Source organism: Methylobacterium sp. CB376, assembly GCF_029714205.1.
Lineage (GTDB): Bacteria > Pseudomonadota > Alphaproteobacteria > Rhizobiales > Beijerinckiaceae > Methylobacterium.
This window is the reverse complement of sequence record NZ_CP121648.1, coordinates 6,856,449-6,871,472: the sequence shown is the minus strand read 5'-3', so window position 1 is coordinate 6,871,472 and position 15,024 is coordinate 6,856,449. Positions and strand designations below refer to the sequence as shown.

Here is a 15,024-nt window from a genome sequence, read left to right as displayed (position 1 = left end):
AAGCGGGCGCGCCGGTCGCCGGCCCGTCAGGACCGGCGGTAGACCCAGACCCGGGCCGGCGGCAGGTTCAGCCAGACCTTGTTCGAGCGGCTCGCCGTGTAGCCGAAGGCCTGGGCCGGGATCGGCGGCACCACCGCGTAGGTGAACTGCACGAAGGGCGCGTCCGGGTGCATCAGGTCGTGCGCCTCCTGCAGCAGGTCGAGGCGCTGCTCCAGGGGCTTGGTGAAGAGCGGCAGGCTCGAGATGGTGGCGCAGGCCGGCTCGGCCAGCACGTCTCCGAGGGTCTCGCGCATCCGGTAGGCGTCGCCGCGCAGGATGGTGGCGCGCGGGAAGCGGCGGCGCAGGAGGTCGCAGAAATCCGGGTTGTACTCGACGAGGACGAGGCGCTCCTGCTCGATGCCGCGGCGCACCAGCGCGTCCGTCACCGGTCCGGTGCCGGGCCCGAGCTCGATCACCGGCCCCGGCCTGCGCGGATCGACGTAGGAGGCCATGGTGCGGGCGAGCAGCCGCCCCGAGGGCGTCACCGCGCCGGTCACCAGCGGCCGCTCCAGCCACGAGCGCAGGAACCGCGCCTCGTCCTCGAACAGGTCGCGCCGCGGCGCGGATCGGGGCAGGGCGACGGCTTTCGCGCTGGATCGGCGGGGCAAGGGCAAGACGGTCGGACCCTTAAATCACGCGGACGATTGGGAAACGGCTCTCGACCAAAGGGGCGCCGCCGTCAAGCCTGGAGCCGGCAAGAAACCCGCCGCCGCCGCGGCGCGGCGGATCCCCGCACGACCGGGCGGAAAACGCGCGTCGGGGGCCCGGGTTCGCGGCGCGAGCTCAGGCGCGGCCCGAGCCGCTCAACCCGTCGAAGAACTCCTTGACCCGGGAGAAGAAGCCCGCGCTCTCCGGGTGGTTATCGGCCTGGCTGCCGAGCTGGTCGAATTCCTGCAGCAATTCGCGCTGGCGCTTGGTGAGGTTCTGCGGCGTCTCGACGAAGACCTGGATGTAGAGGTCGCCGACGTCGCGCGAGCGCAGGACCGGCATGCCCTTGCCTTTGAGCCGGAACTGCTTGTTGGTCTGGGTGCCGCCGGGGACCCGCACGGTGGTGTGGGAGCCGTCGATGACCGGCACCGTGATCTCGCCGGAGAGGGCCGCCGTCACCATCGAGATCGGCACCCGGCAGAACAGGTCGGCCCCGTCGCGCTGGAAGAACGGGTGCGGCTTGATCGAGAGGAAGATGTAGAGGTCGCCCGCCGGGCCGCCGCGCAGGCCGGACTCGCCCTCGCCGGCGAGCCGGATGCGCAGCCCGTCGTCGACGCCCGCCGGCACGTTGACCGAGAGCGTGCGCTCGCGCGTGACCCGGCCGGCACCGCCGCAGGCCGCGCAGGGATCGTCGATGATCTCGCCGCGGCCCTGGCAATTCGGGCAGGTGCGCTCGATGGCGAAGAAGCCCTGCGCCGCGCGCACCCGGCCGTAGCCGCCGCAGGTCGGGCAGACGCGGGGCTTCGAGCCGGCCTTGGCGCCCGAGCCGGCGCAGACCTCGCAGGTGACCGAGGTCGGCAGCCGGATCGTCTCGGTCTTGCCGGTGAACGCCTCCTCGAGCGAGATTTCCAGGTTGTAGCGCAGGTCGGCGCCCCGCTCCCGGCCGCCGGCCCGCCCGCCGCCGCCGCGCGGGCCGGCGCCGCCCGCCCGGGCATCCCCGAAGAACGTGTCGAAGATGTCCGACATGAAGTCGCCGAAATCGGCCCCGAAGCCCGGCCCTCCCGGCCCTCCCTGCGAGAAGGCGGCGTGGCCGAAGCGGTCGTAGGCGGCGCGCTTCTGGTCGTCCGACAGGGTCTGGTAGGCCTCGTTGACCTCCTTGAACTTGATCTCGGCTTCCTTGTCGCCGGGGTTCCGGTCGGGATGGTAGGCCATGGCGAGCTTCCGGAAGGCCGATTTCAGCTCCGCCTCGCCCGCCGTCTTGGCGACGCCCAGCACCTCGTAATAGTCGCGCTTCGACATTCCCCGTCCCCGAGCCTGGAGGGCCCCGTGTCGTCCCAAAGGCGCGCGGCCCCCGGCGCTGCGAGCGCCCGGGACCGCGGCGGCCTTTCCCCGAATTCCGCGTCAGGACGGCGCGCAGGATCCCCGCATCCTGCCGGGATGCGGGGATCCTGCGCGCCCGCCCGGGCGCGAGCGCTCACGCAAACGCGCGCGGCCGGGAGCTCTCGCCCCCGGCCGCGCCGGGCCTCAGGCCCGCTTCTTGTGATCCTTGTCGTCGACTTCCTGGAAGTCGGCGTCGATCACGTCGTCCTTCTTGGCCTGCGGGTCCTCCGCGCCGGCGGACGCGGCCTCGCCGCCGCCCGCCTGCGCGGCGTACATCGCCTCGCCGAGCTTCATCGAGGCCTGCATCAGGTCCGTCGTGCGGGCCTTGATGGTCTCGACATCCTCGCCGGCGAGCGCCTGGCGCAGCGCGTCGATCGCCGTGCTGATGCCGGCCCGGTCGCTCTCCGAGACCTTGTCGCCGTACTCCTTGACCGACTTCTCGGTCGCATGGACCAGGCTCTCGCCCTGGTTCTTCACCTCGACGAGTTCGCGGCGCTTCTTGTCCTCGGCCGCGTTGGCCTCGGCCTCCTGCACCATGCGCTGGATCTCGGTGTCGGACAGGCCGCCCGAGGCCTGGATGCGGATCTGGTGCTCCTTGCCGGTCGCCTTGTCCTTGGCGGTGACGTTGACGATGCCGTTGGCGTCGATGTCGAAGGTCACCTCGATCTGCGGCACGCCGCGCGGGGCCGGCGGGATGCCGACCAGGTCGAATTGGCCGAGCAGCTTGTTGTCGGCCGCCATCTCGCGCTCACCCTGGAAGACCCGGATGGTGACCGCGTTCTGGTTGTCCTCCGCCGTCGAGAAGACCTGGGACTTCTTGGTCGGGATCGTGGTGTTGCGGTCGATGAGCCGGGTGAACACGCCGCCCAGCGTCTCGATGCCGAGGGAGAGCGGGGTCACGTCGAGGAGCAGCACGTCCTTGACGTCGCCCTGGAGCACGCCCGCCTGCACGGCCGCGCCGATCGCCACGACCTCGTCCGGGTTGACGCCCTTGTGGGGCTCCTTGCCGAAGAAGGTCTTCACCACGTCCTGGATCTTCGGCATGCGGGTCATGCCGCCGACCAGCACCACCTCGTCGATCTCGCTCGCCGCGACGCCCGCATCCTTGAGCGCCTTGCGGCAGGGCTCGATGGTGCGCTGGATCAGGTCGTCGACGAGCGACTCGAACTTGGCGCGGCTGAGCTTGAGCGCGAGGTGCTTCGGGCCGGACGCGTCGGCCGTGATGTAGGGCAGGTTGATCTCGGTCTGGGTGGCCGAGGACAGCTCGATCTTGGCCTTCTCGGCCGCCTCCTTCAGGCGCTGCAGGGCGAGCTTGTCCCGGGTCAGGTCGATGCCCTGCTCGCGCTTGAACTCGGCCGCGAGGTACTCGACGATGCGGTTGTCGAAATCCTCACCGCCCAGGAAGGTGTCGCCGTTGGTCGACTTCACCTCGAAGACGCCGTCGCCGATCTCCAGGATCGAGACGTCGAAGGTGCCGCCGCCGAGGTCGTAGACCGCGATCACGCCGGACTTCTTCTTGTCGAGGCCGTAGGCGAGCGCGGCCGCGGTCGGCTCGTTGATGATGCGCAGCACTTCGAGCCCGGCGATCTTGCCGGCGTCCTTGGTGGCCTGGCGCTGCGCGTCGTTGAAGTAGGCCGGGACCGTGATGACCGCCTGCGTGACCGGCTGGCCCAGGTAGGACTCGGCCGTCTCCTTCATCTTCTGCAGCGTGAAGGCGGAGATCTGGGAGGGCGAGAATTGCTTGCCGTCCGCCTCGACCCAGGCGTCGCCGTTGCCGGCGCGCACGATGTGGTAGGGCACGAGGCCCTTGTCCTTCTGCGTCATCGGGTCGTCGTAGGTGCGGCCGATGAGGCGCTTGATCGCGAAGAAGGTGCGCGACGGGTTGGTGACCGCCTGGCGCTTGGCCGGCTGTCCGACGAGGCGCTCGCCCTCGTCCGTGAAGGCGACGATCGACGGGGTGGTGCGCGCGCCTTCCGCGTTCTCGATGACCTTGGGCTGCGTGCCTTCCATCACGGCCACGCAGCTGTTCGTCGTGCCAAGATCGATACCGATGACTTTACCCATGGTGGGATCCCTCGTTGATGTTTTTTAAGCAGACCGCCGAGCCCCGAAGCAGCTCGGCCCATGGTGCTACAGGTGACGAAGATCGGTTGTGCCGGGCGGGATCCGCTGGAACCTCGGGGGGAGAGACGATCCGGGACCCGCGCCGGACGCGATATAAGAACGCCGCCGGAGGCCCGCAAGGCGAGGTCCCCTCCCGCCGAGACGGCCCGCGCGCGGCCCGTCCGTCAACTGCGAATCCGGGCCAGCGGCCAAGCCGCCACGAGAATGTTGCGGCCTTGCCACGCGCCCGCCACGGGGCGCATGCTAGGAGGAAGGTCTGCGCGTCGCGTCCTTGCGCGGACCTGCCCCGGGTGGACCTGCCCCGGGCGGGCCGCCCTGTCGGTCGGGATGCGGGCCTGTCGTCGTCCGGGACCGACCGGGCGCTTGCCGCGAGCCTGCTCAGGAGCCTGATGCCCTCGTTCCGCCCCCTCGCCACGGCCCTCGTCCTGGCCCTCGCCGGGGCCGCCCTGCCCGCCCCGGCCTCCGCCCAGAACTTCTTCGAGGAGCTGTTCGGCATCGGGCGGGCGGCGCGCCCGGCCGCGCCGCCCCGCCCGGCCGCGCCCGCGGCCCCGATGGACGCGCCGCCCCCGGCGGCCGATCCGCGCCCGGCGGCGCCGCCCCCGGCGCCGAGGCCGGTGGTGATCAAGGCGCCGAGCGACGACGGCGCCATCGGCCAGGACCTGCTGCAGAACGGCAGTGCCGGCAGCCTGAAGCTGGAACGGGCCCAGGGCGGCCTCACCGCCCGCGTCACCCTCGAGGGCACCCGGATCTCGCAGCCGATCGAATCCTGCCGGGTGTCGCTCAACAACGGGGCGCCCCTCGCCCTCACCGACCAGGGGCGGCCGAACGGGGTCACGCGGCTGGCCTCGTCGGACCTGGTCTGCCCGCTCCGAATGGAGATCCTGGAGGGCAGCGTGCTCGTCACGCCCCTGACGGAGCCCGACATCTGCGTGTTCCAGGCCCAGGACTGCGCCACCACCCCGAAGGGCCTGTGGGGGCCGGGCGCGGCCTCCCTGGTGACGCGCGCCCAGGAATTCGACGGCGCCCGCGGGGCGGCCGACCGCGCCGTGCGCGAGAACTACCGGGTGATGACCCAGCGCGCCAAGCGCGAGGAGGTCCGCCCGATCGTCGCCGAGCAGGCGGCCTTCTCGGCGGACCGGGAGCAGATGTGCCGCGCCTATGCCCGCGAGGGGGTGCACGGCTTCTGCCACCTGCGCATCACCGAGGCGCGCGTGCTCTCGCTCGCGACGCGGCTCGGCTTGACGGTGAGCACGGCCCCGACCGCCAGCAACGCGCCCCGCCCGGTCCGCCGGCGCCCGCCGCCGGTGGAGGGGATGAACCCGGGCTTCCTCGACACCGGGGAGTGATCCGGGCTCCGCTTGATCGAAGCGGGTCCCGGATCACGCGCCCGCGCGGGCGCCTGAGCGCGGCGCCTGAGCGAAGCCGACATCCGCATGGCCGAAATCGGAGATGGCGAAGCCACCAACCGGATGTCGGATGAGGCCGGGGGCGGCCGCGCGGCCCTCAGGCGTGCCCGGCGCTCATCGAGAGCATGGCGGGCTCGATCCCGATCGCCCGCAGGGCCCGGTCGTACTTGGCATCGAGGGCGGCGTTGAAGATCAGGTCCGGATCGGCCGGGCAGTGCAGCCAGCCATTGGCCTGGATCTCGCTCTCGAGCTGGCCCGGCTGCCAGCCCGCGTAGCCGAGGGCCAGCACGGCGTCGCGCGGGCCCGTCCCGGCCGCGATCGCCCGCAGGATCTCGACCGTCGCGGTCAGGCAGATCCCGTCGTCGATCAGCAGGGTGGACTGGTCGATGTGGAAGTCGGGCGAGTGCAGGACGAAGCCGCGGCTCGACTCCACGGGGCCGCCCATCAGCACGGGCATGTGCCCGACCCGGTTCGGCAGCCGGATGGCGTCGTCCTGGCGGATGATGTCGAGCTGGACCAGCAGATCCGGCATGTTGAGGTCGGCCGCGGGCTTGTTGACGATGATCCCCATCGCCCCCTCGGCCGAGTGGGCGCAGAGGTAGATCACCGAGCGGGCGAAGCGCTCGTCGGCCATGCCCGGCATTGCCACCAGCAGCTGCCCGTCGAGGTAGCCCGCCGCGGAGGCCCGGCCCGGCGCCGTCGTGTCGTCAGGAGCGGATCGCGTGCGCATGGCCCTATGCTACGCCCCGGGCCGCCTTTGTCCATCCTCCACGCCGCCGCGGATCCGGCACGGTCACGTGATCGTTTCTCGCCTTGGTCTGTTTCCTGCTGGTACGCTCATCCGACGTGACCTGAGCCGGCGTATCGCGCACCGCGCGAGTGCGGACGAGTAGGCCATGATCCTCTGTGCTTCCGGGACCCATCGCGCTTCCGGGCGGCGCCGGGCCGCCCGCCCCGCCGCCCTGGCCGCCTGCGCGGCGCTGACGGTGCTGGCGCTGGTCCAGGCGGCCGGGCCCGCCCGGGCGGCCTCGGCCTGGGCCACGGGCCTGCACGCGCGGGCGCGGCTGATCCCCGGGGGACAGGCGGACGGGGTGCGCTTCGCCGGGCTGGAGATCCTGCTCGATCGCGGCTTCAAGACCTTCTGGCGCGATCCGGGCGAGGCCGGGATGCCGCCCGCGATCGACTGGTCCAGCTCGCGCAACGCCGCCGCGGTCGACGTGCTCTGGCCGGTGCCGCGGCGGATGAAGGAGGCGGGCGACGTGGTCTTCGGCTACGAGGACCGCGTCGTGCTGCCGATCCGGGTCGTGCCGGCCGATGGCCGCGCGCCGGTCTCCCTGCGGCTGCGCCTCGATTACGGCGTGTGCAACGACATCTGCATCCCGGTGCGCGCGGATCTCTCGCTGACCCTGCCGGCCGATGCGGCGGCGGTGGGCGACCCGCGGGTGGCGGAGGCGGTGGCGGCCTCGCCGCGGCCGGTGCGCCTGGGCGAGGGGCCGCTCGCGGTCCTGGGCGCGGTGCCCGAGCCGCCGGGCCTCGCCGGCCGGCTCTTCGTCGCGGTGCGGGCGCGGGTGCCGAGCGGCGACAAGGCGGACCTGTTCGTCTCGGCGCCCCCGGCTGGCTGCTGCTGCCGCCGCCCCGCCCCCTGCCCGAAGCGCCCGGTACGGTGCTGTTCCGCATCCCCGTCCTGGAGCGTCCGCCCGAGGGCCCCGACCAGCTGCCCCTCAGCCTGATCCTGGCGAGCCCGGGCCAGCGCCCGGTGACGACCGAGGCCAATCTCGACACCCGGGAATGGTCGCGCTAAGCACCCGCGGCCCGCGGGGGCGGACGTCCCCGGGCGCACGCGCCCTCCGGAGGGCTGGACGCTCCGGAACGGGCACCGGGGCCGGGGCGAAGGGACCCGGCGGCCTCACCATCGGGAGAGCACCATGACCATCCAGGTAGGGGATCACCTGCCCCAGGCGACCTTCCGCGTGATGACCGCGGACGGCCCCGTGGCCAAGACCACCGACGACGTGTTCAAGGGCCGCCGCGTGGTGCTGGTCGCCGTGCCGGGCGCCTTCACGCCGACCTGCCACCGCAACCACCTGCCGGGCTACGTCGCCAAGCGGGCCGAGATCCTGTCGCACGGCATCGACGGGATCGCCGTGACCTCGGTCAACGACGTCTTCGTGCTCGACGCGTGGGCGAAGGCGGCCGGGGCGGAGGGCATCGAGTTCCTGGCCGACGGCAACGGGGATTTCGCCAAGGCCATCGGCCTCGACATGGACGGGGCCGGGTTCGGCCTCGGCGTGCGCTCGAAGCGCTACGCGATGCTGGTCGAGGACGGGGTGGTGCGCGCCCTCAACGTCGAGGACACGCCCTCGAAGGCCGAGGTGTCGAGCGCCGAGGCGCTGCTGAAGTCGCTCTGAGGCGTCGCGGGCCCTCCGCCGCCGCGGCGGCGGAGGGCCCGCGAAAGGGGTTGCGCGGCCGAGCCGGGCCGGCTAAGACCCCCGGGCTCACGGGCGGCCTCGACCGCCTCGGGCCGTCGGAGCGTAGCGCAGCCCGGTTAGCGCACTAGTCTGGGGGACTAGGGGTCGTGGGTTCGAATCCCGCCGCTCCGACCAAATTCCAGCGATCACCTGAGCGACTTGCAAAGGGCGACCCCGGGGGTCGCCCTTGTCGTTTCCGGCCCCTGGGCGTCTCACGCGGGGTTCGGCGCCAGCTTTTCAATTGCGCCGTGAATGAGCAAGGGCTCGACGCGTCGCGCCGGCGAGGATGATCATGCCCGAAGAGAACGAAACCAAGGAAGGCGGTTCGACGCCCCCGCCGCCCGGGCCGCCGCCCCTGGACGATCCCCCTGCGCCACCGCCGACACCGAAACCGCACTCGCCCGAAGCAATCGAGCCGTCTCCCGGAGCCTGATCCGGCGGGCCGGCCGCGGTCCGGTCGGCCGGGGGACCGCCGGCGCTCGCCTCGTCCCCGGGCGCCGCGGGTTGTCAGCGCGGGCAGGTCAAACCCGGCCGAGGCAGGCGGCCGGTCGCGGTCGTTCCAGTCCGGCGCCTAGGACGGACTCGGGCTGCCTTCGCACCGGACGGCGTACCGCTTGCAGCCAGCCTTCGTGTTCATGGTCACGCACAGCGACCGCGCGGCCGATTGCTGAAAGAGGGTCAGGCGGACGATCGCGGGACGGAAGCTGCAATCGATGAGCTGCCAGGGCTTGCCCGCCGGCCCGGCCATCCGCCGAGCTTCGATCGGCCCATCGTTCTCGACCATCGCGATCCTCCGGCACCCGAGCGCCGCGCGGATCTCACGCTGCCCTGCCCGTGCTAAGAAGAGCCCGCCACGGCGAGGGGGAAGGGCCGGGCGGGCCAGGGGTCTCGGTGAAGATCCTGCTCAGGAAGAGCAGTCGAAGTGTAGGCCCGCCGGGCGGTGGCCAGAATAGCACTTAGGGACCAAGCTCAGCAGGACCCAAGTTCGGCAGTTCCGCGGCACGACCCCGGCCAAACCGAAAGAGAGGCCCGCCGCGGGCGGGCCGGGCGGGCCGGGGAGTGTGCGATTGGGTCCGCACCAGAGAACCACGCCCGCCGTTCCGGCGCATTCACTTGAGCTAGTCTCCGCCGTCTCCCCGTTCCTCAGGCTGAGCACCGCCGATGCGGTGCGGCCGGCCCGCCGGCCGCGGCGCCGTCCCGGCAGTCGCGGGCGCCCCCCTCTCCGCGACCTTCGGGAGCCGAGTGACTGGCGGAAAGGCCGAATCTCTCGCCCATGGGCAAGCAGCCTCCCGCGCCCGCCCCCGAAACCGGAGGCGGGCGAGCCGGCCAGGATCCTCGATCGTCCGGCGCAGCCTGAGCTTTCCTCAGGCCTTGCCGCGCCGCACGGTCCTCCACCCGCCGATCGGCGGCGTGGACGGCCCCGCCAACAGCTGCCTGAACGCGGGGGCCGCCACGGGCTGCGGCGCGGGATCGCCGGCGCCCGCCCCGTCGAGCTCCGGGCCTCCGGGATGCGCTGGCGCGAGGTGCGCACGCGCTGTGCCGATCGGGCCGCGGCATGTGCTGCAGCGCACACGGCGCGCGACCGCGATGCAACACGGTGCGCTGCCGGTTTGTTGCGGAGGCATGTCCAGTCTGCACACGCGTTCCGCCGCCCGTCTTCCCACCCCCGACACGGCCCGTCCGCCGCTGGTCCCCGCGGAGATCTCCGCGCGCTACGCTGCGGTGATGGCCAGGATCCCGCGCGTGCGCATCGATCCCGGCACCCGCAGGTCGACCGAGTCGCTTCCGGCCGTCAGCTCGTTCTACGGCTGAGCGCCCGATGCGCGAACGCCCGGCGGGTGTCGCGCCGATCCGCGCGAACCTCCCGGCCCCCGCCCCGCGGAGGCGGCGGGCATCCAGAGCCGCCAGTACATGGACGCATCCCTGAACATGAGACAGATCAATTCTCTTGCTCGTGGGATGTCCAGGTGCACAGAACTCCGTCATGTGCTGCAAATATGGTCATTCCACTTCGACCGTCGGCGCTCCAGCCGAGCTCTCAATCGAAGATCTGTTCACGAAGCAGCATGACGCGGACGAAAATCTCGGCGCGCTCATTGAAGCCGGTCTGAACGATCTCAGTCCCGGGAAGTCGCTGACTGTCGGAGACAGGAAGCTCGACCTCGCAGCACCCGGTTTTTTCACGATTCGTTGACGAATTGCAGATCGTCTCCTTCGGCGTCCGAGTAGGGTCGCCCCGTCAGCACCGATCGATGCGAGGTGCTGCCCAGGATGGAGGAGGTCCACGTGACTCAGTGGCCGACCCAACCCGTTCGACCACAAGCGCCCGAGGCAGCCCCGCGCCGCCCGAGGGTCGTGCCGTTCGATCCGTACTTTCCTCGCGCGCCGCGCCGCGATCGCGCGGCCGATCCGGATCGGGCCGAGGCGACGCCGCAGGGTGAGCCCGAGGTCAGGTACGATCCGCACTTCCCGGCGCCCACGCGGTGATGTGCCGGGTCCTGGGCGGGGGCGCGGCGCGCCGTCGACCGCCCGGGCCGGGCCGGCACGCAGGGGGGATGATCCATCGAGCCGCGGCGCAGCGGCCCGCCCCCGCACGCGCACGCCACCGCCCGGGCGCCGTGCGCGTGGCCGAGAGCGCTCAGGCGGTCATCGAGCTCGGTGCCTGAACGAGAACATTGTTCAGGTTCGTATTGTACGACACGCCGTACAGCTCGACCGAGCCGCCGAGAACATGGCCGCTGTCGTAGAAATTCAGCTGCAGAAATCCGTCAGAGGCTCTGGATTTCTCGGCCGTGGTCCCGGCGATCAGCGCGATCTTGTCGCCCTGGCCGACGGAGAAGTCCCGGACCACGTCGGTGCCGTCGTTGGCACCGAACACGAAGGAATCGGCACCGAGCCCACCCGACAGGGTGTCGTTCCCGACGCCGCCGATCAGAGTGTCGGCGCCGTAGCCGCCGGCGATCGAGTCGTCCCCGGCATCACCGAAGAGCCGAACGGACGACGCGTCGGTGGTGTAGGTGATCAGGTCGTTCCCGCTGCCGCCGTGAACCGTGTCCATCCCCTCGCCGCCGCTCCCACGGATCGTGTCATTGCCCGATCCGCCGTCGATCGCGTCGTTCCCCTTGCCGCCGCGGATGTAGTTGTCGCCGCCCTCCCCGAAGATCGTGTCGTTGCCCGAGCCGCCGGTGATCGTGTCGTTGCCGCCGTCGGCCGCTCCGTCGCCCGCGTCGCCGTAGAGCAGGGAACCGGTGGTGTCGTAGGCCCAGTAGATGACGTCGCTTCCGCCGCCGCCGTAGACGGTGTCGCGGCCGGTCGCGAGATCGGCATTGCCCCCGCTCGCGATGACGTCGTCACCGCCGCCGCCGTCGATCAGGTCGTTACCGTAGCCGCCCGCGATCTGGTCGTTGCCGGATCCGCTCAAGATGGTATCCGCACCGGTGCTGCCGTACAGCGAATCGTTGCCAGTCGAGCTCTGAAACTGGAAATTGACCGGGACGGTCGTTCCGGACAGATCATACTTGTAAGGGTTGCGTCGGGCACATTTTGGGCGTCGTCGACCACAGTATATGTATTCGTTGCGGAATCGTAGCTGACGGACATCGGTCTCTCCCCTGAGCTTGACTAGTTATGTCAAACCAGATGAGATTGATAGTGCATCGAGGCCAGGAACGGGGATGGCCCGGATCTGCGACAAACCGACATAATCTATTTGCGTGAGGCAGATCCGAGAATGCTCAGGCGAGCGAACAGAGCCTGCATTGCGCGACGAAGGCTCGAGACGTGACATGCCCGGCGCGCGGCGTCGCGGCGGCAACCGTCCGAGGGGGCCGCGCGCCCCGCGCGGCCGAGGGGCTGGCGCATCGTCCGACGACGCGGATGCCGGTTCCTCGCAGACGATGCGGCACCATCAACGACCGAGAGCAGCGTCCGAGTACAGCGTGATCGGGCGCTGCTCTCGTCGTGATCGCCTGCGAGCCGGCCCGCCGGCGGGGCGGCGCGCCCGCGGCCCGCACCGGTGACGCCCCTCAGCGCGGTCGCGTTCCGGGCCGCCACGCGCAGACGCGGGCGCGGTCGTTGACCCAGCAGCCGCCCTGGCGCACCACGTTGCCCAGCGGGTCGTGGGCGTGCGAGGCGCGCTCGACACCGTTCCAGAAGGCCTCGGCCCGCCCGGTCCGACCGTCGATGCTGACGATGGCGAAGGCCTCGCCGGGCTGCTCGGCCCCGGTCTGGAACGAGCCGCCCGGAAACACGATCATGCGGCAGAAGCCGTCCTTGACGGTGCGGCCGTTCACCTGGATCAGGCACTCGCCGTCGATCGTCGCGACGCAGAAAGCCGGCGAGGCGGCGAGCGCGAGCAGGACCGTGGCGGACAGGGTCGCGCGGATCACGCCGAGCGCCCCGAACGCGAGGGAGGCCGCCGGGACGGCGCGGGCACCGTCGCGGCGCTCGGGTCACCCGGCATGCGGCCTCTTGGGGCCGGTCCCGCCGGACACGGCGTCCAGATCGCGGTCGGGGAGCGCATCGCGGTCCCCCGCCTCCGGGGCGGGTCCCCCGCCCGACGCGCCAGCCCCGGCATCCTTGGATGGCTCCTCGCGCTGGTCTTCTGGATCCGGCACCGACCTCTCCCATGGCGGCTCGACGTGGGCAACCGGCGCCCTGGCCCGGGGCGCCCGGTCCGCCGATCATGCGCGCAATCGGTTGAAGGATTCTATTCCCCATCCGCTGTCCGGACGATCACGTCCGGACAGCGGATGACACGCCCGCGCGGCGCCTGAGCGACGCCGACATCCGCATTGCCGAAATGGGAGATGGCGACGCAATCCGTCGGATGTCGGATCAGACGGCGCTGCGGGCGGGTCCGGGCCCCGGCCGGGATGAGGCGCCGGGATCCTCGGGGCGAGCGGAACGTTGGTCGCGTCTCCGAACTGCGTCCAGGAGACCCAGCCGGTGTCCTCGCCCGTCGTGCTCGCCCTCGTCGCGGTCCCAGTCTTCGTCGTCGGCCTGCTCGTCATCAAGTGGCTTGAGCCGTGGGCCGATCTGGTGAGCGGCGTGCTGAGCGTCGCCGCGCTCGCCCTCTGCATCTACGTCGCGGCGCTGTCCGCGAGTTCGACCGGGCAGCGCCGCGCCGTGATGGCGGGCGGTCCGCAGACCTTCGTCATGCCGGCCGCGCATCGCGCCGACCGCGCCCAGGGCGCGCTCGGCGCCCCGGCGCGCGTCGCGGGAACGCCCGACCAAGCGCCGCGGGCGCCCCGATAGCCGGACGGGGCGTCGCCGAGACCGGGAGGGGCGAGCCTCGGCCCCGGCCCGAGATCCCGCGAGGCGCCCGCGTGCCGCGGCGGACGCCCGCCGGCCCCGCGTGAACGGTCCGGCGGCCGGGCCCGTTGGCCCGCCACGAACGCACCGGACCGAACGTGGAGCGGATGGAACGACCCATCACGCTTGGCTGGAGCGCCCTTGGCTGGAGCGCCCTTGGGTGGAACACACTTGGCTGGCAGGCACCGTGGCCGCCGCATTCGCGCTCGCCCCCGTCGCCGCGGATGCGCGCGACGGCGCCGGTCTCGGCGGCGGGTTCCGGGGACCGGGATCGGCACCGGCGGGCTCGGCTCGGGCGGAGCGCGCATCGGCGCTCGGGGACCCGCCCTCGGCGCGGCCGGCATCGCCGCGGGCGCGAATCGCGGGATCGTGGTCGGGCGCGGCTTCAACGGCCGCGAGGGCCAGGCGGGCGGCTTCGGCCGCCGTCGCGGCTGCGGCCGGGCCGTCGGCTCCGGCGCCCTGGGCCTCGGGCTCGCGACCGGCGACGCCCTCGGCGCGCCCTCCGGCAGCATGGACGATTGCGCGGACCGCCTGAGCGAGGGCCTGCCCCTGCCGGCCTGTTGCAGCGATGCCTACGGCGCCACCTCCTGAGCCGCCCTCGGGACCGCCCCCGCATCGTGACGCCCTGGCGCGGGGTCGGACCGGCGCCCTGCCGGCCGCCCGGCGGCTCCCCGCCGCCGAGGGGCCGCAGGGCCCGCGCGAATCGCTGAGCGAGGTCCAGGCCGCCGCTCCGCCGCGCCTCGCGGCGAGCGGAGCGGTCGAGGCCGGCGGCGCGACCCGCACCCTGGCCTGAAGCGGCGCTCCGGCGCCGCGCTACTTCCCGAAGCCGTTGGCGTTCGGCGGACCCTGCATCCGGCCGCCCGGCTGGACCTCCCGGCCGGGCGCCGCGCCCGAGGCGCCGGGACGCGTCGAGCCGGTCGCGTCGGTCTGGCCGTTGAAGCCCGCCGCGTTGGGCGGCCCCTGCATGCGCCCGCTCGGCTGGACCTCCCGGCCGGGCGCCGCGCCGGAGGCGCCCGGACCCGAGCCCTCGGCGGCGAGCGTCGCCGTGCCGACCAGGAGCGTTCCGACCAGGGCCGCCGCGGCCCCCATCGTTGCCGTTCTCATGCGCCGTCTCCTCCACCGCATCTCGCGCCACCGGTGGCGGTGGCGTGGGGCAACGCCCGGGGGCGCGGTCCGTTCGCCCAGGCCTGACCGGGGTCCGGCCGCGACACCCTGCGCCAGCCCGCGACCGCGCACGAAGCCGCCGCTGCGGCGTTGATGCCGGGTCCGGCCGGCGCCTCGCCCGAGACGCCGGGCCGGAGCTCTCAGACCAGATCCCGGGTGGAACCGCCGATGGCCAGCAGCACCGATCCTCTCTCCGACCGCGCCCTCTCGATCCTCGCCTTCGCCGCCTATCACCACCTGGCGACGGGCCAGCCCATCCGGGCGGTCGTGCGCCGGGACGGGTCCGGCCACCGGGCCGACCCGGACGGGGCCGCCGAGATCGAGGCGCGCGGCCTCGCGTCCCTCAGCGCGGACGAGATCACCTTCACGCCCGACGGCGTCGCCCGCGTCGAGACCGCCGTCGCGGCCATGCGTCAGGCCGCCCGCTCCTGACCCCCCGAGAGGCTCCGCCCGGGGCCTCGCGCGCGGACCGCCTCGGCGTG

The 15,024-nt window shown here is 72.6% G+C and carries 16 protein-coding genes and 1 tRNA gene; 9 read left to right on the top strand and 8 right to left on the bottom strand.

Translation table 11 applies throughout. The annotated features are described in order from the left end of the window. Positions 1 to 26 precede the first annotated feature (26 nt). The 3 genes from QA634_RS31685 to dnaK all read right to left on the bottom strand — a co-directional run bounded on the left by QA634_RS31685 (position 27) and on the right by dnaK (position 4,131). On the bottom strand, positions 27 to 653 hold the full coding sequence (locus tag QA634_RS31685; protein ID WP_026191026.1) for a class I SAM-dependent methyltransferase: 627 nt from the start codon (positions 651 to 653) through the stop codon (positions 27 to 29). 169 nt (positions 654 to 822) lie between these two features. After that, the gene (gene dnaJ / locus QA634_RS31680) at positions 823 to 1,986 is read right to left on the bottom strand and encodes a molecular chaperone DnaJ (protein WP_012335915.1); all 1,164 of its coding nucleotides are present in this window, start codon (positions 1,984 to 1,986) and stop codon (positions 823 to 825) included. Between the two features lie 225 nt (positions 1,987 to 2,211). Beyond that, complete coding sequence (dnaK, locus tag QA634_RS31675; RefSeq protein WP_012335914.1) at positions 2,212 to 4,131, bottom strand: molecular chaperone DnaK; 1,920 nt, start codon at positions 4,129 to 4,131, stop codon at positions 2,212 to 2,214. Between the two features lie 449 nt (positions 4,132 to 4,580). On the opposite strand from dnaK, the gene QA634_RS31670 reads away from it, so the two are divergent. Then, positions 4,581 to 5,537, top strand: coding sequence for a hypothetical protein (locus tag QA634_RS31670; protein ID WP_012335913.1), 957 nt, complete (start codon positions 4,581 to 4,583; stop codon positions 5,535 to 5,537). Positions 5,538 to 5,694: 157 nt separating this feature from the next. On the opposite strand, the gene QA634_RS31665 is transcribed toward QA634_RS31670, so the two are convergent. Next, positions 5,695 to 6,327, bottom strand: a complete 633-nt coding sequence (locus QA634_RS31665) for a YqgE/AlgH family protein (RefSeq protein WP_012335912.1) — start codon at positions 6,325 to 6,327, stop codon at positions 5,695 to 5,697. A gap of 166 nt (positions 6,328 to 6,493) precedes the next feature. Between QA634_RS31665 and QA634_RS31660 the strand changes: the two genes are divergently transcribed. The 3 genes from QA634_RS31660 (at position 6,494) to QA634_RS31650 (ending at position 8,200) form a co-directional block, all read left to right on the top strand. Continuing rightward, positions 6,494 to 7,327 (top strand): protein-disulfide reductase DsbD domain-containing protein, encoded by an 834-nt coding sequence (locus QA634_RS31660; protein WP_283027048.1) that lies wholly within the window; start codon positions 6,494 to 6,496, stop codon positions 7,325 to 7,327. A gap of 195 nt (positions 7,328 to 7,522) precedes the next feature. Then, positions 7,523 to 8,005 (top strand): peroxiredoxin, encoded by a 483-nt coding sequence (locus tag QA634_RS31655; protein ID WP_012335910.1) that lies wholly within the window; start codon positions 7,523 to 7,525, stop codon positions 8,003 to 8,005. 117 nt (positions 8,006 to 8,122) lie between these two features. Further along, positions 8,123 to 8,200 (top strand) — tRNA-Pro (locus tag QA634_RS31650). Positions 8,201 to 8,636: 436 nt separating this feature from the next. Here the strand turns inward: QA634_RS31650 and QA634_RS31645 are convergent. Then, complete coding sequence (locus QA634_RS31645; RefSeq protein ID WP_012335909.1) at positions 8,637 to 8,849, bottom strand: hypothetical protein; 213 nt, start codon at positions 8,847 to 8,849, stop codon at positions 8,637 to 8,639. Between the two features lie 839 nt (positions 8,850 to 9,688). Here QA634_RS31645 and QA634_RS31640 point away from each other — a divergent pair. Together QA634_RS31640 and QA634_RS31635 are read left to right on the top strand one after the other, a co-directional pair. After that, entirely contained in the window at positions 9,689 to 9,877 is a 189-nt protein-coding gene (locus QA634_RS31640) for a hypothetical protein (protein WP_018263523.1), read from the top strand. Between the two features lie 172 nt (positions 9,878 to 10,049). Next, positions 10,050 to 10,259, top strand: coding sequence for a hypothetical protein (locus QA634_RS31635; RefSeq protein WP_150108758.1), 210 nt, complete (start codon positions 10,050 to 10,052; stop codon positions 10,257 to 10,259). 444 nt (positions 10,260 to 10,703) lie between these two features. Here QA634_RS31635 and QA634_RS31630 read toward each other — a convergent pair whose 3' ends face one another. Beyond that, entirely contained in the window at positions 10,704 to 11,486 is a 783-nt protein-coding gene (locus QA634_RS31630; protein ID WP_012335907.1) for a calcium-binding protein, read from the bottom strand. Positions 11,487 to 12,090: 604 nt separating this feature from the next. After that, on the bottom strand, positions 12,091 to 12,453 hold the full coding sequence (locus QA634_RS31625; RefSeq protein WP_012335906.1) for a hypothetical protein: 363 nt from the start codon (positions 12,451 to 12,453) through the stop codon (positions 12,091 to 12,093). 559 nt (positions 12,454 to 13,012) lie between these two features. Here QA634_RS31625 and QA634_RS31620 point away from each other — a divergent pair. Together QA634_RS31620 and QA634_RS31615 are read left to right on the top strand one after the other, a co-directional pair. Continuing rightward, positions 13,013 to 13,321, top strand: a complete 309-nt coding sequence (locus QA634_RS31620) for a hypothetical protein (RefSeq protein WP_018263526.1) — start codon at positions 13,013 to 13,015, stop codon at positions 13,319 to 13,321. 426 nt (positions 13,322 to 13,747) lie between these two features. Next, positions 13,748 to 13,969, top strand: a complete 222-nt coding sequence (locus tag QA634_RS31615; protein ID WP_012335904.1) for a hypothetical protein — start codon at positions 13,748 to 13,750, stop codon at positions 13,967 to 13,969. A gap of 222 nt (positions 13,970 to 14,191) precedes the next feature. Here the strand turns inward: QA634_RS31615 and QA634_RS31610 are convergent, their stop codons facing one another. Continuing rightward, positions 14,192 to 14,482 carry a hypothetical protein gene (locus QA634_RS31610; protein WP_236728846.1) on the bottom strand — a complete coding sequence of 97 codons (291 nt, stop codon included), beginning with the start codon at positions 14,480 to 14,482 and terminating at the stop codon, positions 14,192 to 14,194. 228 nt (positions 14,483 to 14,710) lie between these two features. Between QA634_RS31610 and QA634_RS31605 the strand changes: the two genes are divergently transcribed. Beyond that, positions 14,711 to 14,974 carry a hypothetical protein gene (locus QA634_RS31605; RefSeq protein WP_012335902.1) on the top strand — a complete coding sequence of 88 codons (264 nt, stop codon included), beginning with the start codon at positions 14,711 to 14,713 and terminating at the stop codon, positions 14,972 to 14,974. Positions 14,975 to 15,024 lie beyond the last annotated feature (50 nt).